This window comes from Rhizobium vallis, assembly GCF_003985155.1.
Taxonomy (GTDB): Bacteria; Pseudomonadota; Alphaproteobacteria; order Rhizobiales; family Rhizobiaceae; genus Rhizobium; species Rhizobium vallis.
This window is the reverse complement of record NZ_ML133688.1, coordinates 582,975-604,541: the sequence shown is the minus strand read 5'-3', so window position 1 is coordinate 604,541 and position 21,567 is coordinate 582,975. Positions and strand designations below refer to the sequence as shown.

22 protein-coding genes are annotated in these 21,567 nt (G+C 62.7%); 7 read left to right on the top strand and 15 right to left on the bottom strand.

Annotated features, from left to right (window positions below; genetic code table 11):
* Nucleotides 1-22: 22 nt before the first annotated feature.
* From EFQ99_RS12910 to EFQ99_RS12880, 7 genes are all read right to left on the bottom strand, one after another.
* The gene (locus tag EFQ99_RS12910; protein ID WP_126921412.1) at nucleotides 23-1,663 is read right to left on the bottom strand and encodes a dihydroxyacetone kinase subunit DhaK; all 1,641 of its coding nucleotides are present in this window, start codon (nucleotides 1,661-1,663) and stop codon (nucleotides 23-25) included.
* Nucleotides 1,664-1,715: 52 nt separating this feature from the next.
* Complete coding sequence (locus EFQ99_RS12905; protein ID WP_126921411.1) at nucleotides 1,716-2,723, bottom strand: ABC transporter ATP-binding protein; 1,008 nt, start codon at nucleotides 2,721-2,723, stop codon at nucleotides 1,716-1,718.
* A complete protein-coding gene (locus EFQ99_RS12900; RefSeq protein WP_126921410.1) occupies nucleotides 2,716-3,813 on the bottom strand; it encodes an ABC transporter ATP-binding protein in 1,098 nt (365 codons plus the stop codon). Before EFQ99_RS12900 ends, EFQ99_RS12905 begins: the two co-directional genes overlap by 8 nt.
* A gap of 3 nt (nucleotides 3,814-3,816) precedes the next feature.
* The gene (locus EFQ99_RS12895) at nucleotides 3,817-4,035 is read right to left on the bottom strand and encodes a hypothetical protein (RefSeq protein WP_126921409.1); all 219 of its coding nucleotides are present in this window, start codon (nucleotides 4,033-4,035) and stop codon (nucleotides 3,817-3,819) included.
* A complete protein-coding gene (locus EFQ99_RS12890) occupies nucleotides 4,032-4,985 on the bottom strand; it encodes a carbohydrate ABC transporter permease (protein WP_126921408.1) in 954 nt (317 codons plus the stop codon). The genes EFQ99_RS12895 and EFQ99_RS12890 overlap by 4 nt, the downstream gene beginning before the upstream one ends.
* Nucleotides 4,982-5,950, bottom strand: coding sequence for a carbohydrate ABC transporter permease (locus tag EFQ99_RS12885; RefSeq protein WP_126921407.1), 969 nt, complete (start codon nucleotides 5,948-5,950; stop codon nucleotides 4,982-4,984). Before EFQ99_RS12885 ends, EFQ99_RS12890 begins: the two co-directional genes overlap by 4 nt.
* Before the next feature lie 116 nt (nucleotides 5,951-6,066).
* Nucleotides 6,067-7,392: an ABC transporter substrate-binding protein gene (locus tag EFQ99_RS12880; RefSeq protein WP_126921406.1), complete on the bottom strand. Its 1,326-nt coding sequence runs from the start codon at nucleotides 7,390-7,392 to the stop codon at nucleotides 6,067-6,069.
* A 531-nt stretch (nucleotides 7,393-7,923) separates the two neighbouring features.
* On the opposite strand from EFQ99_RS12880, the gene EFQ99_RS12870 reads away from it, so the two are divergent.
* From EFQ99_RS12870 to EFQ99_RS12850, 5 genes are all read left to right on the top strand, one after another.
* Nucleotides 7,924-9,369: an MFS transporter gene (locus tag EFQ99_RS12870; protein WP_126921404.1), complete on the top strand. Its 1,446-nt coding sequence runs from the start codon at nucleotides 7,924-7,926 to the stop codon at nucleotides 9,367-9,369.
* A gap of 152 nt (nucleotides 9,370-9,521) precedes the next feature.
* The gene (locus EFQ99_RS12865) at nucleotides 9,522-10,586 is read left to right on the top strand and encodes a sensor histidine kinase (protein ID WP_126921403.1); all 1,065 of its coding nucleotides are present in this window, start codon (nucleotides 9,522-9,524) and stop codon (nucleotides 10,584-10,586) included.
* Between the two features lie 230 nt (nucleotides 10,587-10,816).
* Nucleotides 10,817-11,368 (top strand): DUF924 family protein, encoded by a 552-nt coding sequence (locus EFQ99_RS12860; RefSeq protein WP_126921402.1) that lies wholly within the window; start codon nucleotides 10,817-10,819, stop codon nucleotides 11,366-11,368.
* Between the two features lie 170 nt (nucleotides 11,369-11,538).
* Nucleotides 11,539-14,067: a mechanosensitive ion channel family protein gene (locus EFQ99_RS12855; protein ID WP_126921401.1), complete on the top strand. Its 2,529-nt coding sequence runs from the start codon at nucleotides 11,539-11,541 to the stop codon at nucleotides 14,065-14,067.
* Between the two features lie 113 nt (nucleotides 14,068-14,180).
* Complete coding sequence (locus EFQ99_RS12850) at nucleotides 14,181-14,447, top strand: hypothetical protein (protein ID WP_126921400.1); 267 nt, start codon at nucleotides 14,181-14,183, stop codon at nucleotides 14,445-14,447.
* A gap of 21 nt (nucleotides 14,448-14,468) precedes the next feature.
* Here EFQ99_RS12850 and arsK read toward each other — a convergent pair whose 3' ends face one another.
* From arsK to EFQ99_RS12815, 7 genes are read right to left on the bottom strand one after another with little or no spacing between them, the layout of a single operon-like run.
* A complete protein-coding gene (arsK, locus tag EFQ99_RS12845) occupies nucleotides 14,469-15,704 on the bottom strand; it encodes an arsenite efflux MFS transporter ArsK (RefSeq protein ID WP_126921399.1) in 1,236 nt (411 codons plus the stop codon).
* The gene (gene arsH / locus EFQ99_RS12840) at nucleotides 15,701-16,426 is read right to left on the bottom strand and encodes an arsenical resistance protein ArsH (protein ID WP_164736370.1); all 726 of its coding nucleotides are present in this window, start codon (nucleotides 16,424-16,426) and stop codon (nucleotides 15,701-15,703) included. The genes arsK and arsH overlap by 4 nt, the downstream gene beginning before the upstream one ends.
* Nucleotides 16,401-16,829 carry an arsenate reductase (glutaredoxin) gene (gene arsC, locus EFQ99_RS12835; protein ID WP_126921397.1) on the bottom strand — a complete coding sequence of 143 codons (429 nt, stop codon included), beginning with the start codon at nucleotides 16,827-16,829 and terminating at the stop codon, nucleotides 16,401-16,403. Before arsC ends, arsH begins: the two co-directional genes overlap by 26 nt.
* Complete coding sequence (locus EFQ99_RS12830; RefSeq protein ID WP_126921396.1) at nucleotides 16,826-17,533, bottom strand: aquaporin; 708 nt, start codon at nucleotides 17,531-17,533, stop codon at nucleotides 16,826-16,828. The genes arsC and EFQ99_RS12830 overlap by 4 nt, the downstream gene beginning before the upstream one ends.
* Nucleotides 17,530-17,973 carry an arsenic resistance N-acetyltransferase ArsN2 gene (gene arsN2, locus EFQ99_RS12825; RefSeq protein WP_126921395.1) on the bottom strand — a complete coding sequence of 148 codons (444 nt, stop codon included), beginning with the start codon at nucleotides 17,971-17,973 and terminating at the stop codon, nucleotides 17,530-17,532. The genes EFQ99_RS12830 and arsN2 overlap by 4 nt, the downstream gene beginning before the upstream one ends.
* Complete coding sequence (locus EFQ99_RS12820; protein ID WP_126921394.1) at nucleotides 17,973-18,503, bottom strand: arsenate reductase ArsC; 531 nt, start codon at nucleotides 18,501-18,503, stop codon at nucleotides 17,973-17,975. The genes arsN2 and EFQ99_RS12820 overlap by 1 nt, the downstream gene beginning before the upstream one ends.
* Entirely contained in the window at nucleotides 18,500-18,856 is a 357-nt protein-coding gene (locus tag EFQ99_RS12815) for an ArsR/SmtB family transcription factor (protein ID WP_126921393.1), read from the bottom strand. Before EFQ99_RS12815 ends, EFQ99_RS12820 begins: the two co-directional genes overlap by 4 nt.
* 42 nt (nucleotides 18,857-18,898) lie before the next feature.
* Between EFQ99_RS12815 and EFQ99_RS12810 the strand changes: the two genes are divergently transcribed.
* Nucleotides 18,899-19,423: a DUF6428 family protein gene (locus tag EFQ99_RS12810; RefSeq protein WP_126921392.1), complete on the top strand. Its 525-nt coding sequence runs from the start codon at nucleotides 18,899-18,901 to the stop codon at nucleotides 19,421-19,423.
* A gap of 40 nt (nucleotides 19,424-19,463) precedes the next feature.
* Here the strand turns inward: EFQ99_RS12810 and EFQ99_RS12805 are convergent, their stop codons facing one another.
* Nucleotides 19,464-20,447: a squalene cyclase gene (locus tag EFQ99_RS12805; RefSeq protein WP_126921391.1), complete on the bottom strand. Its 984-nt coding sequence runs from the start codon at nucleotides 20,445-20,447 to the stop codon at nucleotides 19,464-19,466.
* A 249-nt stretch (nucleotides 20,448-20,696) separates the two neighbouring features.
* Here EFQ99_RS12805 and EFQ99_RS12800 point away from each other — a divergent pair, with 249 nt between their 5' ends.
* The gene (locus EFQ99_RS12800) at nucleotides 20,697-21,527 is read left to right on the top strand and encodes a response regulator (RefSeq protein ID WP_126921390.1); all 831 of its coding nucleotides are present in this window, start codon (nucleotides 20,697-20,699) and stop codon (nucleotides 21,525-21,527) included.
* Nucleotides 21,528-21,567: the final 40 nt, after the last annotated feature.

Below are 21,567 nucleotides of genomic sequence, written 5' to 3'. Positions count from 1 at the left end.
CGGGCTTTCGAACTTTACTCGGTCAGGCGAGGCTTGCCGCCACGCCGAACGCGCCGGCAACCGCGACCGCGCCGGGATCGGCGACACCCACTAGGTCCCTTTCGCCGACATAGGAAGCGCGTCCGGCTCTCGCCTTCGTCATCGTCTTCGTCGACTCCGCACCTGATGCCGCTGCCCTTGCCGCGGCAGCGATATCGCCTGACGCGAGCGCCTGCAGGGCAGGCGACAGCGCATCGACCATCGTCCGGTCGCCGACTCCTGCTCCTCCATAGAACGTCATCCTGTCGAGCCCGGCAAGGAGAGCCGCTGATATATCGGCTTTATCGGCCATCGCCTTGGCTGCGGCGGTGAAGAAGATCGATAGCAGCACGCCGCTCGATCCGCCCATGCTGGTGCCGAGGATATCGCCGAGCGAGGCAAGCGTTGCCGCCGGCTTATCGAGCGGCAGCATGTCCAAGCGGGCAAGCACGCTGCGGGCGCCTGTGGCCACCGTCGAGCCGGTATCGCCATCGCCGACGCGGCCGTCCAGCCGGTTGAGTTCGTTTTCTTGCGAGATCAGATGCTCGCAGAGCGCCGTGATGAGGCGACGGTTGCGGCTGTTCTCACCCGCCACGGCTGAACCGTTCAAGCCGGCTGATGTTCTCGGTGCCGCGACGATGCTGATCTCGTGGCGTTCGGCGGCCGGCATCCAGGCATGCGGTTCGACCGCTGCTGTCAGCGCCGCCTCGCGCGCGCCATCCAACCGGATCAGCGACAGCGAGAAGCCGTTCATGTTGAGCGCGGTCATCATCGGCGCCGGGCCGACGATCAGCCTGACGTGGCGGCCAAGCGGCGAGGACAGCACTGTCTTGGCGATGACGGTCATTTCGAGCGGCGGCACGGCGCCGAGATTGTTGATGAGGAGGGCGTGGCTTGCGCCTTCGCGCAAGGCCGGGGTCAGGCGCGCCGCCATGGTGGCGACGATATCGGCGACCGGCTGCAGTGCGATGCGCTCGGCGCCGGGTTCGCCATGGATGCCGAGGCCGAGTTCGCCTTCATCAGCGCCGAGGCGATCCTCATGCGCCTGTCCGGGCACGCTGCAGGTGGAGAGCGACATGCCGAGCGAGACGATATCGCCGGCCGCCGCCGCGGCATGAGCCGCGACCGTCTTCAGGTCCTCGCCCCTTTCGGCGTGATAGCCCGCGATCTTGTGGACGAATAGGGTGCCGGCGACGCCGCGCGGCTGGTTGATGCCCGGGATGGCGATGTCATCGGCGACGATGACCATTTCGACGTCGAAACCCTCGGCGCGTGCCTTTTCGGCGGCGAGGCCGAAATTCAGGCGATCGCCGGTATAATTCTTGACGATGAGCAGGGCGCCCTTCGGACCGGTGACGGCGCGGATCGCCGTCAGCACCGCATCGACGCTCGGCGACGCGAAGATCTCGCCGGAGACGGCTGCCGTCAGCATGCCCTTACCGACGAAGCCGGCATGGGACGGTTCATGGCCGGCACCGCCGCCCGAGATGATCGCCACCTCAGACTTGTCCCAGTCCGCGCGCAGGATCACCTTGATGTCGGGAAAGCTGTCGAGACGGGCAAGACGGCCGCTGCTCGTCGTCAGAAGCAGGCCGTCCAGAGCTTCGGTGACGATGGTTTCCCTGCGGTTGAAGAAGTGTTTCATCGATTGAGACCCGTCCGTTTGTTTTTCATGCCATCATCATTTTGTTTGCCGGTCACGACAGGCGCTGTCCAGCCGCATCGAAATAAAGCGGATCGCGCAGCGTCAGGCTGATCCGGTCGCCCGGCGCGATCGCAAGATATGGATCCGCGAGTGTGACGAGCTTGTGATTGCCCGCCCTGATATGCAGATGGTTCTGGTCGCCGAGATGCTCGATCCAGTCGACCTCGGCATTGGCATCCTTGCCGACGACGATATCGAGATGTTCGGTGCGCGCGCCGACTGTTTTGGTCCCCGAAGGCGGACGGCCGCCCGGTAGCAGGTCCGCCGGCAGGAGGTTGATGTGCGGCTGGCCGAGGCGGGCGGCGACATGCAGGTTGGCGGGATTGCCGTAGATTTCTCGCGGCGTTCCCACCTGCATCAGCCGGCCCTCGGCGACGATGCCGATGCGATCTGCCATGGTCATGGCTTCCACCTGGTCGTGGGTGACGTAGAGCAGCGTCGAGCCGAGTTCCTTCTGGATGCGCTTCAGCTCAAGGCGCAGTTCGGCGCGCAGCTTGGCGTCGAGCGAGGACAGCGGTTCGTCCATCAGATAGATCGCTGGCCGGCGCACCAGCGCCCGACCGATGGCGACACGCTGCATCTCACCGCCGGAAAGCCTGGTCGAGCGGTTTTCCAACTTGTGCTCGATGCGGACCATGCGCGCGACTTCGTGCACGCGCCGGTCGATCTCTTCCGCGCTCAGCTTGCGCACCGGCGCCTTCAGCGGGAAGGCGAGGTTCTCGTAAACAGTCATGTGCGGATAGAGCGAATATTGCTGGAAGACGAAGGCGACGTCACGCCCGGCCGGCGCTTCGGCCGCGACATTGCGGCCGCCGATCTCGATGCGGCCGTTGTCGGGCCTCTCCAGCCCGGCGATCAGCCTGAGCGTCGTGGTCTTGCCGGCACCTGTGGGACCGAGCAGCACGACGAACTCGCCATCGCGGATAAAAAGATCGAGCTCATCAAGAGCCTGGGTGTCGCCGAAGCGCTTGCTGAGATTTCTGAGGACGACATCAGCCATGCCGGGTCTCCTGATAGAGCTGGGATGGCACCGCGCGGCCCGACGTGCAGTCGAAGAGCGCGAGTTTCGCCGGGTTGAATTCGAGGCCGACCTTTTCGCCGATCCGGAAGCTGCGATTGGCGGGAACGCGGGCCTTGATCAGGCCGCCCGGGGTTTCCACAGCGACGACCTGGTTGGTGCCGAGATATTCGCTGCCGTAGACCGCGCCACGAAGGGGCGAGGCGTCACTGAAGCGGATATGCTCGGGCCTGACACCAAGCGCCAGTTCGCTTTCGGCCATGTCCTGATGGATCTCGGGAACGGCGACATCGATGCCGTCGAGCAGGATGGATGTGTCGCCACACTTCAGGCCCGAGGTGAAGCGCATGAAGTTCATCGGCGGCGAGCCGATGAAATCGGCGACATACATGGTCGCCGGCTTGGCATAGATCTCCTGCGGCGTGCCGAACTGCTCGATGACGCCGTGGTTCATGACGGCGATCTTGTCGGCCATCGCCATCGCCTCATGCTGGTCGTGGGTGACGTAGACGGTGGTGGCATGGATGCGATTGTGCAGTTCGCGCAGCTCATGGACCATGATTTCGCGGAACTCGGCGTCGAGCGTGCCGAGCGGCTCGTCCATCAGGAAGCATTTCGGGCGGCGGACGATGGCGCGGCCGAGCGCCACGCGCTGACGGTCGCCGCCGGCAAGGCCGGAGACCGAGCGGTTGAGAATATGATCGATCTGCAGCAGGCGGGCGGTCTCTTCGACGCGCTGACGGATCTCGGCCTTGGGCATGCCCTGCGACAGCAGCGGGAAGCCGATGTTCTTGCGCACATTCATATGCGGGTAGAGCGCAAAGAGCTGGAAGACAAAGGCAATGTCGCGGGCGCTGGCGCGGTTGAAGGTGACGTCCTCGCCGTCGAGATAGATCTTGCCGCTCGACGGCAGTTCGAGGCCGGCGATCATGCGAAGCGTCGTCGTCTTGCCGCAGCCAGAGGGCCCGAGCAGCGCCAGGAACTCGCCGTCATGGACGGTGAAGCTCGAATCCTGAACGGCGACGAAGCTGCCGAATTCCTTGCAGAGATTTTCGATCCGGATGTCCGCCATGGTTCACTCCGGGAATTTCGAAACGATGATGAACATGACGGTGCCCATGAGCAGGGTGACCAGCGAATAGGTGTAGAGCACCAGCAGGAAGGGCTGGAACAGCATCAGGAAGCCGAGCCCGATCAGCACGGTGGCGATATTCTCCATCGGGCCGCGGCGCAGGAAGAACGGCCGTTTCGGGCGGGCAGGGGTGCGGGTGCGTGTTTCGATCAGGTGGCTCATTTGCGGACGGCTCCGAAGGTGATGCCGCGCAGCAGCTGCTTGCGCAGGAGAATGGTGAAGACGAGGATCGGGATCAGGAAGATCGTTGTGCCTGCGGCAACTGCCGGCCAGTCCTGGCCGCCTTCGCCGATGATCGTCGGGATGAAGGGCGGGGCAGTCTGGGCCTCGCCCGAGGTCAGAAGGGCGGCGAAGGCATATTCGTTCCAGGCGAAGATCAGGCAGAAGATCGCGGTCGCGGCAATGCCGGTGGTCGCCTGCGGCAGTACGACCTTGCGGAAGGCCTGCAGCCTCGTATAGCCGTCGATCATCGCCGCTTCCTCGTATTCGCGCGGGATCTCGTCGATGAAGCCCTTGAGCAGCCAGACGGCGAGCGAGACGTTGACGGCGGTATAGAGCAGGATCATGCCGAGCGCCGTGTCCGACAGGCCGAGCTCGCGATACATCAGGTAGATCGGGATGGCGACGGCGATCGGCGGCATCATGCGCGTCGACAGGATGAAGAACAGCAGGTCGTCGGCGAGCGGCACCTTGAAGCGGGAGAAGCCGTAGGCGGCGAGCGTGCCGAGGAAGACCGCTAGGAAGGTGGAGCCGAAGGCGATGACCAGCGAATTGACGAAGCGAGGCACGAAGTTCGACGGGCCTGCGATCACCATGTTGCGCTTGCGGGTCACCTCATCGCAGGTGCCGACCGGCGCCGGCAGCGAGGCGATATAATCGGGTGTCTGCCGGGTGCGCGTGGTGAAGAGATTGCAATAGCCTTCGAGCGACGGGGTGAAGACGATCTTCGGGGGATAGCTGATCGAATCCGGCGGCGATTTGATGCTGGTCAGGAAGATCCAGACGAGCGGGATGAGCGTGATCAGCGCGTAGAGGACGACGATCGTGCCGGCGATGCGCTTGCTGTTGAGGCTCGGCTCGACGACCGAATGGGCTGTATTGGCGGCGCTCATCGTTGCTTCACCTTGTTCAATGCCTTGACGTAGATGTTGGCGAGGCCGAACACCGCGACGAAGAGGACGATGGCGAAAGCCGAGGCCCGGCCGGTCGCCCAGCTTTCGAAGGCGGCGCGCTTCAGCGTGATCGAGGCGACCTCGGTGACCGAGCCCGGTCCGCCGCCGGTCAGCAGCGTCACCATGTCGAACATCTTGAAATTCTCGATGCCGCGGAAAAGCACGGCGAGCATGATGAAGGGCAGGGCCATCGGCACGGTGATCGACCAGAACTGCCGCCAGGGCGATGCACGATCGACCTCGGCCGCCTCGTAGATATAGTCGGGGATCGAGCGCAGGCCGGCGAGGCAGATCAGCATCACATACGGCGTCCACATCCAGGTATCGACGATGATGATCGCCCAGGGCGCCAGCGAAACATTGCCGAGCATCTGGATATCCGATGTCGGAATGCCCGAGACCAGCGACACGGCATAGGCGAAGAGGCCGATCTGCGGCTCGTAGAGAAAGCGCCAGAAGTTGCCGACCACGGCGGGCGACAGCATCATCGGGATCAGGATGATCGTCGTCCAGAAGGCATGGCCGCGAAACTTGCGGTCGATCAGGTAGGCCAGCGTGAAGCCGATCACCGTCTGCAGCAGGATCGTCCAGAAGACGAAATGTGCGGTGGTCTGCATCGCCTGCCAGATATCGGGATCGTTGAGAACACGCTCGTAATTTCCAAGGCCGACGCCCTGGACCGGCGCATTCGGCCGGTTGGCACGGTAATTGGTGAAGGAGAGATAGACCGCCCAGATGAGCGGGAAGATGTTGATCGCCAGGAGCAGAGTGATGGCAGGCGCGATGAACAGCCAGGCGATCGCCCTGTCGGAGAGGCCGCGGACGTGCCGGGCGAACGATGCCGGTGTCGCCCTTGCTGTCGCGTCGGCCGCTTTCTCGACGATGGAGGAATGGGAAATGGTCAAGTTTTCACCCGGTCTTTTAGGATATGAAAGATCCGGCGGCCCGGCTCGTCTGCCGATCCGGGCCGCCATCCCAGCGAGGATGGCGCGCAGAGGGATGCCGCCAGCCCCTTTAGGCATTAGATTTTGCCGTCGTCCTTGAAGACCTCGCTCCAGTCTTTCACCAGGCCGTCGAGCGCTTCCTTGGCGGTGCCGTTGCCGGCGACGACGTAGTTATGGACGCGCTTCTGCATGGCCTGCAGCAGCGAGGCGTAACTTGGCTCCGCCCAGAAGTCCTTGACGATCGCCATGGAGTCCAGGAAGGCCTGGGCATAGGGCTGGCTCTTGGCGAAATCCGGCGCGTTGACGACCGAATTCAGGCAGGAGAAGCCGCCGAGTTCCCACCACTTGGCCTGCACGTCGGGCTGTGCGAACCATTTGATGTATTGCAGGGCGGCGTCGCGCTTGTCGGAGTAGGAGACCACCGAGATGCCCTGGCCGCCGAGCTGGGCGAAATGCGCCTTTTCAGCAGGATTGGGGAAGAAGCCGATCCTGTCGCCGCCGACCTTCTCGTCCTTGTAGAGGCCGGGCCAGGTGAAGGCGAAGTTCATCTGCATGGCGACCTGGCCGGATTTGAAGGCGTCGGCAGATTCGACCATGTAGACGTTGGAGCTGCCGGGCGGTGTGCAGCAATCGTAGAGCGACTTGTAGAATTCGAGACCCTTGACTGCGTCGGCCGAGTTGACGAAGCCTTCCATGTCGTAAGGCTTCTTCGGGTTCTCGTACTGGAAGCCCCAGTCGTAGAGCACGTTGGTCACGCCCATCGTGATGCCTTCGGAGCCGCGCTCGGTATAGATCGAGGCGCCATAGACGGTCTTGCCGTCGATCTCACGCTTCTGGAAGAACTCGGCGATCTGCTTCAGCTCGTCATAAGTCTTCGGGGCTGCGAGATCATGGCCGTATTTTGCCTTGAATTCCTTCTGGAGTTCCGGCTTTTCGAACCAGTCCTTGCGATAAGTCCAGCCGACGACGTCGCCCATGGCAGGCAGCGCCCAATAGTTCGGCGTGTTCTTCGGCCATTCCGAGTAGCCGACGACCGTCGCCGGCACGAAGTCATCCATCTTGATGCCTTCCTTGTCGAAGAAGTCGTTCAGCTTGACGTAGTGGCCGTTCTCGGCCGAGCCGCCGATCCACTGGCTGTCGCCGATGATGAGATCGCAAAGCTTGCCATGCGAATTCAGCTCGTTGAGGAAGCGGTCGGCATAACTCGTCCAGGGAACGAACTCGAACTTCATCTGCGTGCCTGTCTTGGCCGTGAAATCCTTCGACAGCTCGACAAGCGCATTCGCAGGGTCCCATGCGGCCCAGCACAGCGTAAGTTCATCGGCTTTGGCGAGATTGGGCAATGCCGACGACATGACGAACGCCGCGGCCAGCCCCAAAAGGGCTTTCGATGTTTTCTGCATAAGTTCCTCCCAGAACCAATGCCGGCTCCCCGCCGGCGTCGCATGTTCACCCGTTTCAGAGAATGCTCACATGAACTCCTCAATCATCATGTTTAGCAATATGTTTAGTGATAGTCTTTTTTATAAACATTTCAAGCCGCAATCGTTGCTGCAGTGCACAGCGCTGCGCCGATCGGCGGTAGCGGGTCCGGCCCAATCTTTTTTGGCAAATCCGGGAAATTTCTGCCGCAGGCGTACCAATGGGACGAAATCTGGCCTCGCTGCGGGAGGGCTCGCAGGATATGGACCTCGACGCCGCTCCTGTTTTCCCGGGAGGGTTCAAACTTGGCCTCGCTTCGGCGGGGCTTTTTCTTTTGGCCGACCGCCGGCCGCATCGGGAATCTTTCGTCCGACTGCAAGATTTAGCCTTTCCGGCCTGATGCAACGGGCGTATTCAGCCAATGCGCGTCGTTCGCGCGCTTCCCGCGGCAGATCCTCCGATCGGCTCCTTCCCGTTTCCCTGCCGCGCCGACAATTCGCATTGTGAGATCGATGACCACGGCAGAGACGAGCGAGAACGGGCAAGAGGCGGCGAGCGGCCGCCAGGCGAAGATCGTCGCGCTGGTCGTTGCCGTCTCCTTCTTCATGCAGATCCTCGACGGCACGATCGTCGCCACCTCGCTGCCGCAGATGGCGGCGAGCTTCAACGTGCAGCCGGTATCGATGAGCATCGGCATCACCGTCTACATGCTGACGATGGCCGCCTTCATTCCGCTGTCGGGCTGGCTCGGCGACCGGTTCGGAGCGCGGCGCGTCTTCCTGACGTCGATCGGCGTCTTCACGATCGCCTCGCTGTTCTGCGGTCTGTCAGGCAGCCTCACGGAATTCGTGCTGTGGCGTGCGCTGCAGGGGGCGGGCAGCGCGCTGATGACGCCGGTCGGGCGCATCATCGTGCTGAAGAATGCCCGCAAGTCCGAACTCGTCCAGGCGATCGCGCTGATCACATGGCCGGCGCTGACGGCGCCCGTGATCGGCCCGGTGCTCGGCGGCTTCATCACCACCTATGCCAGCTGGCACTGGAACTTCCTGATCAACATCCCGATCGGCATCCTCGGCATGGGACTGGTGCTGCGCTTCGTGCCCGAGCAGCGCGAGTCCGATCCCGGCCGGCTGGATATTCTCGGTTTCATCCTGAGTGCGGCAGGGCTGACCGTCCTGCTTGCTGCCCTGGAACTTTCGGTCAAATGGGATGGCGGACTTCTTCCCGTCATGGCGATGCTGGCGGCGGGCATCGTGCTCTCCTTCCTGGCGACGCGGCATTTCCTTGCCGTCGACAATCCGCTGCTCGATCTCTCCGCCTTCCGCGTCCAGACCTTCTCGATGTCGACGCTCTCGGCGGGCACCGCCTGCCGGACGGCGATCAATGCGACGCCGTTCCTGCTGCCTCTGCTGTTCCAGCTCGGCTTCGGGCTGAGCTCGATTGCCGCCGGCACCTATCTGCTTGTCTATTTCCTCGGCAATCTCGGCATGAAGACGGTGACGACGCCGCTCTTGCGCTTCTTCGGCTTCCGCACGGTGCTGGTGCTGAACGGGCTGATCGCCGCATTTTCGATCGTCGCCTGCGGTTTCCTTTCGTCCGACACACCGCAGTTTTTCATCCATGCGCTGCTTTTTCTCGCCGGCCTGTCGCGGTCGATGGAATTCACGGCGCTGAATACGCTCGCCTTCGCCGATATCGGCCCGGCGCAGCGAAGCTCTGCCTCGACGCTGTCGAGCATGCTCCAGCAGGTGTCGATGCTGCTCGGCGTCGCGGTGGCGGCGGCCGTGCTCAATATCTCCTCGGCGATGAGGGGCGCCGACAATCCCGTTCTCGCGGATTTCCGCTGGGCCTTCGTCGTGGTCGGCGCAATCGGCGTCGCCTCGTCTTTGCGCTTCCTGCAATTGCCGGCGGAAGCGGGTGCTGAAGTCTCCGGCCACGGGAAGTTCCGCCGGAATTAGTTCGGCCCGGCGAACCAATCGGGCGCTTCGCCTGCGGCCTGCGATGAGGGGGAGAAGCGCTGTTTACGTCAGGCGGCCAATGCAATACCACATTGCCATGCGGACGACTCGGACGCTTGCGGGCGGTCGTCAAGAGAACGCCGGGAGAGGGAATGAGCGATTCTAACGTCGATGCGGACGGCCTGATCCACATCCTCTATATCGACGACGACGAGGGGCTGGCCCTGCTGATGCAGAGGAACCTCGGCCGGCGCGGCTTTTCGGTGGAGTGGGCTGAGAATGGCGCTGCCGGGCTTGCGCGGCTCGCCGAAGGCGGCATCGACGCCGTCGTGCTCGATCATCTGCTCACCGGCGAGACCGGCCTCGATATCCTGCCCTGCATCATTGATATGCCGGACCATCCGCCTGTCATCTACGCCACCGGCTCGGACGATACCGGCATTGCGGTCGCGGCGCTCAAGGCCGGGGCCGACGACTACATGCTCAAAGGGATCTCGGCCGACTATTTCGACCTGCTTGCCGCCGCCCTCGAACAGGCGCTGGAGCGGGCGCGTTTCCGCCGCGAGACGGCGCAGGCGCAAGAGGTGATCCGCCAGCAGCGCGACCTCGCCGAAATGCTGCTTGCTGAAGTCAATCACCGCATCGCCAACAGCCTCGGCCTCGTCGGCGCGCTGATCCGCATGCAGTCGTCGATGACCAAGGATCAGGTGGCGATCGACGCCCTGCATGAGACCCAGATGCGCATCAACGCCATCGCCAGCGTCCACCGCCGCCTCTACACCAACCGGCAGGTCGGCTCGGTGCAGGTCGACGAATACCTCGACAGCCTGCTCACCGAACTCGAAGCCTCGATGCGCGACGACAAGCGGCCTCACCGCATCGTGTTGACCGCCAAGCCGGTCAATCTGGCTACCGACAAGGTGATCACGCTCGGGCTTATCGTCAGCGAACTCGTCACCAACGCTTTCAAATATGCCTATCCCGAAGGGGTTCCGGGCGAGATCCGTGTCTTCGTCGACCAGACGGACGAGGCCCTGCGCGTCATTGTCGAAGATGACGGCGCCGGTTTCGACGAATCGAGCCCTGTCAGGGGAACCGGGCTCGGAACGCGTATTTTGACGGCGATGGCTGCAAGCCTGAAATCGGATTTCGCTTACGATCCCGGCCATGACGGGACGAGGGCGACGCTGGTGTTTTCGTTGCACGAGGGGAAGTAGTGTGAACGGGGAGTGATGAGGGGTATGCCGAGCGGCCCCCTCATCCGCCCTACGGGCACCTTCTCCCCGAGGGGAGAAGGGGGAATCGAGACGTCGCGGCGAATCTCTTCTCCCCAGCGGGGAGAAGGTGCCGGCAGGCGGATGAGGGGGCTTCGGTCACGGTGTTATCCTTTTTACTACAATAATTTACTGCAGTCGCATCATCAAACCTGACGCCAGGGAAGGAAAACATGACCACGATCCGCACACCTCGTGAAGTCTATGATTTCTGGTTCGTCCGATGCGGCCGGGAGCTGTGGTTTCGGCCGCCGCCGGAACTCGATGTCGAGATCCGCGAGGGCTTTCGCGACACGCATCTGGCGCTTGCCGCAGGTGTCGGCGACGAATGGCGGGCTGATCCCGTGTGCCGGCTGGCGGCGGTCATCGTGCTCGATCAGTTCCCGCGCAATATCTACCGCGGCACGGCGCTTGCCGTTGCGACCGACGGGCTGGCGCTTCGGGAAGCCAAGCTGGCTCTTGCATCGGGCGCGGACCAAGCAGTTGAGCCGGCATGCCGCACCTTCTTCTATCTGCCTTTCGAACATGCCGAGAACCTCGGCGAGCAGGACCGTTCGGTTGAATTGTTCACGGCCCTCGGCGACGAGGAATATCTCGATTATGCGTTCCGCCATCGCGAGGTGATTGCCGCCTACGGCCGGTTTCCGCATCGCAACGCCATGCTCGGACGCGAGTCGACGGCGGCGGAGCGCGACTATCTCTCCAGGCCCGGCGCCGGTTTCTGAGGGCTTCCCATGCATCTCGATCGAAAGCGTGCCGTGGTTTTGAGAGACATGGAACAAGTGCGATGCGAGTGCGATGCGAGGCGCTTTAAGGACTTTCCGCCTTTGTGTCGCCTTTCTTTGCTACGAAAAGCTGGCATTCTAACCACACGACAACCTTTCCGGAGGCGCTTTTGCGGCTGAGGTCCATCCTGCTTCGCACCATTCTGCTCGTGACGCTGGCGCTCGGGGCCACGCCCTACGAGAGTGCCTTCGCGCAGGAACAGCAAACGCAGGCGGCAGCGCCGGCGCCCGTTGCCGAAACACCTTTCGATCAGGCCGCGAAGGAGATCGACAAGGCGAAGGGCCAGCTGACTGCGCTTCAAGACAGCGTCAAGGGGAATGCCGACAATGACGATGCGCTGGTCGGGCTTGCGACCAAGGCGGACGAGCTCAGCCGCGCGGTCATCACCATATCGGTCAATCTGAGGCCACGTTTCGACCAGATCAAGAATCGGCTTGCGGAAATCGGCGATGCGCCGAAGGAGGGGCAGCCGCCCGAGGCGAAGATCGTCACGGACGAGCGCAATGCTCTGGCTGCCGAGCGCGCGCAGATCAACGCGGTGACCGGCGACGCCGAAAACCTGTCGATCGCGGTGACGAAGCTCCTCAACGAGATTATCGAGATGCGGCGGCAGCTTTTTGCCGACACGCTTTTCAAGCGTACCGAGATTTCCGTCTCGGTGCTTGACGATGCCGCCAGCGCCTTCGTGCACGAGGCCGGCGAATTCTCGCAGGCTTTGTCGGGCTGGGCCTCTTTCGTTTGGAAGTTCAAGCGGTTCCCGCTGTTTGCCGCGATCTTCCTGTCGCTTGCCTCGGCGCTCATCCTGCTGTCGGGCAGCTACCGGCTGTTCGGCTCCTATCTGCGCCGGGACGAGGCGATCGAGAACCCGTCCTATATCGGCAGGCTGTCGATCGCCTTCTGGTCGACGCTGATCCGCACGCTGGCACTTTCGGTCCTGCTCGTCACGTCCTTCTTCTTCCTCAACAGTTTCAATGTGCTGAGGCCCGACATCGCGCCCGTCATCGGTGCGCTGTTCGCAACGATCGGGCTCGTCTATTTCGTCGGACGCTTCGTCAACGCCATCTTCGCGCCGCGCGAACCGCGCTGGCGGCTGGTGCACCTTTCCAATATCGGCGCGCGCTCGATCGGCTATTGTCTGCTGGCGATGGCCGTCATCAACGGGCTCGATTATTTCTTCGGCTCGATCGGCGAAGCGATGGGCTCGCCGCTGGTGTTGACGGTGGTCAGAAGCCTGATCGCCGCGCTGATTATCGGCATGATCCTGATTGTGGCTTCCTTCGGCAAGCCGATGCTGGCGAAGAACGGCGATCCCGATGCGCCGGGCCGGCATTGGCCGCGCGGCATGGCGATCATCCTGCGCGTCGTCGGCGCCGGCCTCATCGTCTCGGCGCTCGCGGGATATGTGGGGCTGGCGCGCTTCGTCGCCACGCAGCTGATCATCACAGGCGCAGTCGTCGCCACCATGTATGTCGGCCTGCTCTCCGGCAAGGCGATATCGCGGCAGGAAAGCTTCGGCGATACCTTCTTCGCGCGCTTCCTGACGCGCCGCTTCAATCTGGGGCCGGTGGCAATCGACCAGGCGGGCCTGCTCGTCGGCCTCGCCATCTATGCGGTGGCGCTTCTCGTCGGCATCCCGCTGATCCTGCTGCTCTGGGGCTTCCATGTGCAGGACCTGCAGCTCATCGCCTACCGGCTGTTCACCGAGGTCAGGCTCGGCGGCATCAGCATCTCGCTGCTCGGCATCTGCACCGGCATCCTGCTGTTTGCCGGCGTCTACCTCTTGACGCGCTGGCTGCAGCGCTGGCTCGACGGCAATGTGATGGCGCGAAGCCATGTCGATCTCGGCGTGCGCAATTCGGTCAAGACGGGTATCGGCTATCTCGGCGTCGGCATCGCGGCGATTATCGGCGTTTCGGCCGCCGGCATCGACCTGTCGAGCTTCGCGCTCGTCGCCTCGGCACTGTCGGTCGGCATCGGTTTCGGCCTGCAGAACATCGTTTCCAACTTCGTCTCCGGCCTGATCCTGCTCGTCGAGCGGCCGTTCAAGGTCGGCGACCACGTCGTCTCGGGCACGGCCGAAGGCATCGTCAAGCGCATCTCGGTGCGCGCCACCGAGATCGAGACCTTCCGCAAACAGTCGATCATCGTGCCGAATTCGGAGCTGATCAACGGCCTCGTCGGCAACTGGACGCACCGCAACAGGATCGGTCGTTCGGAAATCCCGGTTTCGGTTGCCTACAACGCCGATCCGCAGCAGGTGATGGACATCCTGCTGGAATTGACGGCGAAGATTCCGCTCGTCATGCGCAACCCGGAGCCGCATGTCGAATTCCTGCGCTTCGGCCCTTATTCGCTGGATTTCGAACTGCGCTTCTTCCTCGCCGACATGGGCGATGGCATGACGGTGCGCAACAATCTGAGGATCGAGATCCTCAAACGCTTCAAGGCCGAGGGCATCGAGATCCCGCTGCCACAGACCGATCTTACCATCCATCGGGACGCACGTCCGGCGCTTGCCGATGCGGGCAGGGATCGTCCGGACGGCCACGAAATTCCAGGGGATAAGCCCATGGAGGAGGAAGAGCGGCCGGTGCGGCAATTGCGCGGGCGGACGGCGGACGGCAATCTGAAGAGCTGAACGGGTCATTCAGCCATCATTCACGGGTGTGCGTGCATGATCCCTTCCATCGGGATCGCTGCCGGGGGGCAGCACCGACCGTTCGAGGGGAGGGCGCGCCAGCGCCGCCGCACATGATGGCAAGATTTGCCGCCGTTCTGCTTGTCCCGCTGCTTGCCGCGCCCGCGGCCCAGGCGGCATCCGTCACCAACACCGATCCGGCAGCCGTCGTGCTCGTCATCACCGAGAGCGGTCAGCGCGTCGAGGTCGTGGTCGATGCCGGCGCTTCGGAAAGCCTCTGCCCTTCCGGCTGCTTCATGACGACGCCCGACGGCGACCGCATCGGGCTTGATGGCGGCGAGACGATCGACATCGTCAAGGGCTCGGCCGTCGTCAAGTAACGCTTGCTGCGATGACCGCGCTCAGGCTTCTCCTGCGTTGGCAATAATTTCCGGCCGGCCGACCGGGCGCGTCAGCCGCATAATGGCGAGGAAGGCGGCAACGGCTGCGGTGCCGAGCAGGGCTGCGACACCTAGCGACCACGACACGCCGATCGTTCCCATCATGAAGGCGAGCGCAAAAGGCGCCGTCGACGAGACGACGAGGCGGATCGACAGCACCTGTCCCTGCCGCCGGCCATAACCTTCGCTGCCGAAGAGCGCCAGGGGCAAGGTGCCTTGCACGATGCTGCTGAGGCCCGAACCGAGGCCGAAGACGACGGCAAAGACCAGTGCGCCCGGCACCGAGGGTGCGGTTACGACGAGCAAGACGAGAGCCACCGGCAACAGCACGGCGGAAATCAGGGCGAGCGTCAGCTGCGGCAGGCGGCCGCCGAAGACCATGTTGATGAAGCGGCTCAGCACCTGCGACGGGCCGAAGAGCGTGCCGACCATCACCGCCATGGCGCCGAGGCCGAGGGCCGACATGACGGGCACCATATGGACCAGAAGCGCGGCGTTGACGAAGCTTTCCAGCGCAAAGCCCGCGACCATCAAGATGAAGGCGGGCGTTCGGATCGACGCGGGGATGCTCGGCTCGATGCGCCTTGCCGCGCCGCTCGCTTCGCGCTTGCCGATATCGCCGGTGCCGCGCGCCAGCCAGGCATGAATGGGAAGGCAGACCGCAAGGTTGAGGGCGGCGAAGACGAGATAGACGTTCTGCCAGGAGAGCTGCGCATGCAGCGCCGTTGTGATCGGCCAGAAAATGGTCGAGGCGAAGCCGGCGATCAGGGTCAGGTAGGTGATGCTGCGCTGGGCGACCCTTGGCCTGATCTGGACGAGCAAGGCGAAGGCGGCGGCATATTGCACGAGGTTCGAGGCCGTCTCGATGGCGATCAGCGCCGTGACGAAAGCGATTTTTCCCGGCGCGAAGGCGCAAGCGGCAAGGGCAGCGGCGGCAATTGCCGAACCGCATGTCATGACGCGGCCGGCGCCGAACCGATCGATCCATCGGCCCATCAAAGGCGCCGCTAGGCCGCCGATCAGAAGCGCGGCCGAGAGCGTGCTGAAGATCCACTCCGTCGACCAGTCGAAGCTCCTGGCCATATCAGGCGCCAGAATACTGAAGCTGTAATAGAGCGTCCCATAGCCGATGATCTGTGTGAGACCGAGCGCGGCGATGGCCGCTACCGGTGGCCTTTCGGCGCTGTTCGTCGTCATAGGGATTTGAGGCTCACGCGCTGTTCGAGCTTTTCGGCTTCTTCTTTCCGTTCGCTATAGCGGTCGGTCAGGTAGTTCGAGGCGTCGCGGGTCAGTAGCGTGAACTTCACCAGCTCCTCGCAGACGTCGACCACGCGATCGTAGTAAGAGGAGGGCTTCATCCGGCCATTCGCGTCGAATTCCTGAAACGCTTTGGCGACGGAGGACTGATTGGGGATGGTGATCATTCGCATCCAGCGGCCAAGGATACGGAGCTGGCTCACGGCATTGAAAGACTGGGAGCCGCCAGAGACCTGCATCACCGCCAGTGTCTTGCCCTGCGTCGGCCTGATCGAGCCGACCGACAACGGAATCCAGTCAATCTGCGCTTTCAAGATACCGCTCATCGCGCCATGACGTTCAGGGCTGACCCACACCTGGCCTTCCGACCAAGCCGACAAATCACGCAGTTCCTGAACCTTTGGGTGGCTCGCTGGTTCAGCGTCTGGCAGCGGCAGACCTTCCGGATTGAAGATCCGCACCTCGCAGCCCAGATATTCGAGCAGCCGCCCGGCCTCCTGCGCGAGCAGGCGGCTGTAGGACACCACTCGCAAAGAGCCGTAAAGGATCAGGATGCGTGGCTTGTGCGCGGAGAATGCCGGCCTGAGTGCATCCATATCCGGTTGCGGCAGAAGTATCGGGGATGCTGCGGGCAGATCAGACAATGCGCTTGCCCTCGGCATCGAGCACTTTCTCGCCATCTTCCTTGGTGAAGGCGCCCTTATGGGTTTCCGGCAGGATATCGAGCACGACTTCGGAAGGCCGAGCAAGGCGCGTGCCGATCGGCGTGATGACGAACGGGCGATTGATCAGGATCGGGTCTTTCAACATTGCATCGAGCAGTTTCTCGTCAGTAAGATCGGGGTTGTCGAGGCCGAGCTCCGCATAGGGGGTGCCCTTTTCGCGGATCGCCTCGCGAACGCTTAAGCCCGCATCCGCAATCATCTTGATGAGCTGTTGGCGCGACGGCGGGTTTTTCAGATATTCGATCACGTTGGGCTCAATACCGGTGTTCTGGATCATCGCCAGCGTGTTGCGCGAGGTGCCGCATTCCGGGTTGTGATAGATCGTAACAGCTGTTGTCATGAGGCGGATTCCGTTTTGGTGAGGGTTTCAGGATTGCGGGATTCCATCAGCAACCATCCGGTGAGCATCAGTGCCAGCAACGCGCCAAGGACTTCAGCAACGATAAAACCGGGTAGGTCGATCGGGCGAATGCCGGAAAACGTGTGCGTCAGCGATCGGGCAATTGCGACCGCCGGATTGGCAAACGACGTTGAAGCGGTGAACCAGTAGGCGGCGGTAATATAAAGGCCGACCAGCCATGCCACGGCATCGGCGCGAAACCTGATGCCGGCTAAGATGACGAAGACGAGGCCGAAGGTTGCCGTCACTTCGGAGAGCCATTGCGCGCCGCCGGTGCGCACGGTTTCCGAGGCCTGCAGCAAGGGAAGGGCGAACATGGCATGGGCGAGCATCGTTCCGGCAATGCCGCCGACGATCTGCGCGGCGGTATAGGCTGGAACGGCCGAGGCCGGCAATTCGCGCCGAAGCGCAAAAACCAGCGACACCACCGGATTGAAATGCGCGCCTGAAATCGGCCCCAAGATGGTGATGAGGACGACAAGCATCGCACCCGTTGCCAGCGTGTTGCCGAGCAGCGCAACCGCCGTATCACTCGTCAGGTTATCCGCCATGATTCCCGATCCGACGACGGTTGCCACCAGCAACAGCGTGCCCAGAGCTTCGGCGGCAAGTCGTCGAGACAGCGGAAACACTGGCGCGCTCATGCCGGCAGGCTCCGGACCATCAAGGCGGCGGACGCCGGACACAGGCTTGCGGCCTGGCGCGTCGTCAGGATGGCGGTGGGCGCTTCATCGCGGGCGATCGGAAGAAAACCGAGCGATTGGAAGAAGGGCGCGGCCGTTTCCGTCAGCACATAGGCAGCAGTCGCACCTTTCCTATGGGCCTGATCGAGCAAGCCAAGGGTGATCGCGCGGCCGAAGCCAAGGCCTTGCTGATCGGGCAGCACGACAATGGAACGCAGGAGCGCGACCTCGCCATGGAGTTCCAGCCCGCCGAAGCCGATCGTCCGGCTGTCACGCGAAAACCGGTAGAAGCTTCGGCCGGCGTCTGTGAGGTCATCCACCGGAAGCCCGGCGCCTGCGAGCGCGCCGCGAAGACTGTCGTCGCGCCCCTCCAAGACCTGCTGGTTCAAATCGAAACCCATCAGCCGGCCGCCGTCGGTTTTGCGGTCGTGCCTTCCATGGCGCCGATCTGGTGGAGGTGCTGTTCCAGCGCCAGCTTGTCGATCGACGACAGCGGCAGGCTGAGGAAGGCCACGATCCGGTTCTTGAGGAAGCGTGCGGCCTGCGCGAAGGCGCGGCCCTTCTCGACTTCGCTGCCTTCGACTGCGGCCGGATCCTCGACGCCCCAATGGGCAGTCATCGGATGGCCGATCCAGACCGGGCAGGCTTCGCCATGGGCGGTGTCGCAGACGGTGAAGATGAAGTCCATCTCCGGTGCCCCAGCTACGACGAATTCGTCCCAGCTCTTCGAGCGGAAGCCGGTGGTGGGATAACCCAGGGCCGCAAGCTCTTTCAGCGCCAGAGGATTGACCTCGCCCCTCGGCTGGCTGCCGGCCGAATAGGCCTTGAACCGGCCCTTGCCTTCGGTCTCCAGGATGGATTCCGCCAGGATCGAACGGGAAGAATTGGCGGTGCAAAGAAAGAGCACATTGTAAACGCGGTTTGTGGTCATTGCAGTTCCCCCTTGGTTGCAGGTGTACAGCATGCGGCAACGGCGGCAGCCGGAGCGCAGATCTCCGGATTTCCGCCGCAGCAATCCTCCATCAGAAAACGGATCAGGCCGCCGAGGGCCTCGTAATTGGCGGTGTAGATGATCGAGCGGGACTCCCGCTGCTGGGCAATCAGACCAGAGCGCTCGAGTTCCTTCAGGTGGAAGGAGACATTGGACGGCGAGACCTCTGCCTTTTCAGCGATGGCGCCCGCCGCCATTCCATCTGGCCCCGATACGACAAGCATGCGGATGATGTGCAGACGCGTTTCCTGCGAAAGCGCGCTGAAGGCGGCGAGGGCTTGACGTTGATCCATATTTCAATAATCCTTGAATCATTGAAACGAGGATTAGCTGATATGAACGTCATCGACAACAGCAAAATTCAGGAAACCGACATTGATCTCGGCCTGCTGCTCAGCGTGCTTGCCGGCGCCAAGGATTCTCCCCTGATTTTCTATTATGACGGCCAGCCGGTGAAGCCGGGCTATCATATCACCGAGGTCAAGGCGGGCCAATTCTCAGCCCTCGATTGCGGTGCCAATCCGGAAGACTGGACGGAGATCTTCATCCAGCTCTGGGATATCGAGGAGGGCGACCGCACCCATATGCCGTCGGGCAAGTTTTACTCCATCATCCGCAAGGTGACGGAGCATTTGCAACTCGACGGCTCGGCCAAGCTTACCTTCGAAGTCAGCGACGGCGTCCGGCCGATGCAGCTCTATTGTGCCGCGACGCCGGTTCTCAGTGCCGGCGCCGTGCATGTCGAGCTGTCGCCGCGGCCGGCAAGCTGCAAGCCGCGCGATCGCTGGCTGGCCGAGGAAAACAAGAAGGCCGCGGCTTGCTGCGGACCGGCTGTGGCGGGAAGTCGCTGCTGCGCCTAGAAAGCCTGGCCTCATGCAAGCCGAGGCGTTGCCCATTGAGTCAGGCAGGCATCGGTGCTCGGGCGTCCCACCATTTGAGCACCCGCATCGCCTTGAGCGTGATCCACCGTGATGGCTTGCCCGGCCCGTCGTCGATTTCGAACCACACCCGGCCTTCGGTGCTCCAATCGAGCGGCCAGGTGCCGTCCGCCGAGCGTCGGGAACGGAGATAATCGATCGCCTCGCCAAGGCGCGGGTCGGGATCGGCGCCAGTCAGAATAGCGCTCGCGCGGAAATAATCGAGCGCGCGCAGGATGTCGTAGCGCCAGCGGTTGGGGTGGAGGAAGCGCAGGAATTGTTCGTCGGCCGGCTCGCCGGTGCCGAGGCGGCGGAAGAGGTTGCGCTCCAGCAGGAATTCCTCGCCCGTGGCGCGCGCCTGCCGTGATGCGGGCGTGCCGCCGATCGCCTTCTCGTATTCCAGCAGCCCTTCCAGCACATTGATGGTGCTGGCGAAGGAGGAGCGGACGGAGCCATTGATCCGCTCGCAGTTCCAGCCGCCGTCCTCGAGGCGCTCGCCGATCAGCCGGTCGACGATTGCGGAGACGTCGATGCCGAAATAGGCGCCGTCGGCGACGGTGCGGCCATTGATGCATTCCTCGATTTCGCCTTGCCAGTAGGGCTGGCCGCCTTCTTCCCAGCGCGAATTGACGCCGATCAGTTCGACAGTACGCTTTGCTCGCGCGCATGACGGGTCGAGACCGAACTCACGGAGTTGCGAAAGGCAGAAGGTCGTGGCCGTCCATGGCTGGCCGTGCTCGTGCCACTCCTCGGGGCCGAAGCCGGCCGGCAGAAAGGCGCCGCCCGCCCATTGCCCATCCCGGTCCTGAAAGGAGAGCAGTTTCGCGCCCCAGCCCTCGGTCTCCACCCTGGCCCGCTCGGCCAACCATAGCGACTGCGGCGCGTCGGTCAGGTCGCGCATCGCCTGCCAGCGGATCGCGGGATCGGAATCGAGGAGCCATTCGATCACCGGATCGGATTGGGTCATTGGAGGACCTGTCGGCTGGTCGGGAGCGATGCTCGTTTATAATCGCTTCGGGTGAGCCCTGCCAGCCGGTGAGACTGTGGAAGCCTATCGCGCTTCGCGCCCGATTTCTTAATCATATCTGCAAGAAATCGGAGGCGGCCCCATCGGGCAGCTTCTTCGTTTCATATCCAGGGGCGCTGATTAATAATTATTCAAATCAATTGATGTACCGATTTGATCCGGGGACAGATTTACATCGAAGGTTTGCTTATGGCGTTTCTAGGTATTTCAGGGATGCAATATTCCGGGGAAATGTTTGCCGGCGCGCGCATTATTGTCGCGGAAGATTCCAACGTATTCACGTCGATGATCAGCAAACGCCTCAAGGAGCTGTTCGACATCGACGTCGAGATCTGCCGCAGCTTCGAGGAACTGCAGCTTTCCTACGACAAGTCTTCCGATCCGATCACGCTGGCGATCTCGAACATCAACCTGCCCGGCGCCGAAAACGGCGAAGCGCTCGAATATCTGGTCGATCTCTCGATACCCACCATTGTCTTCACCGGCACCTTCCATGAAGGCATGCGCGACAAGCTGATGGCCAAGGATATCGTCGATTATATCCTCAAGGACAATATCTTCGCCGTCGATCTTCTGGCGGAATCGATCTGCCGGTTCCTGACCAATCATCGCCATCACGTGCTGATCGTCGACGACAGCGCCACAGCGCGCGCGCTGCTGTCGAGCCGGCTGAAACGCTATAATTTCCGCGTCAGCACCGCCGAGAATGGCGCCAAGGCGCTGGAGATCCTGAAGGCCAACCGTGATATCGGCCTGATGATCACCGACTACAACATGCCCGATATTGACGGCTTCGAGCTGACGCGGCGCATCCGCTCCAATATCGGCTCGCACGAGCTGCGCATCATCGGCGTTTCCTCCTCCTCGAACCGGCTGCTTTCGGCGCGGTTCCTGAAGGCCGGCGGCAATGATTTCATGCTGCGCCCCTTCATCGACGAGGAATTCTACTGCCGCGTCAACCAGAACCTCGACACGCTCCTGCAGATCCAATCGATGCGCAAGGAGCGGGCGGTTGCCTGACGGCGGCTCCAGTATCCGGAACAAGAGAGGCCCCGACGTG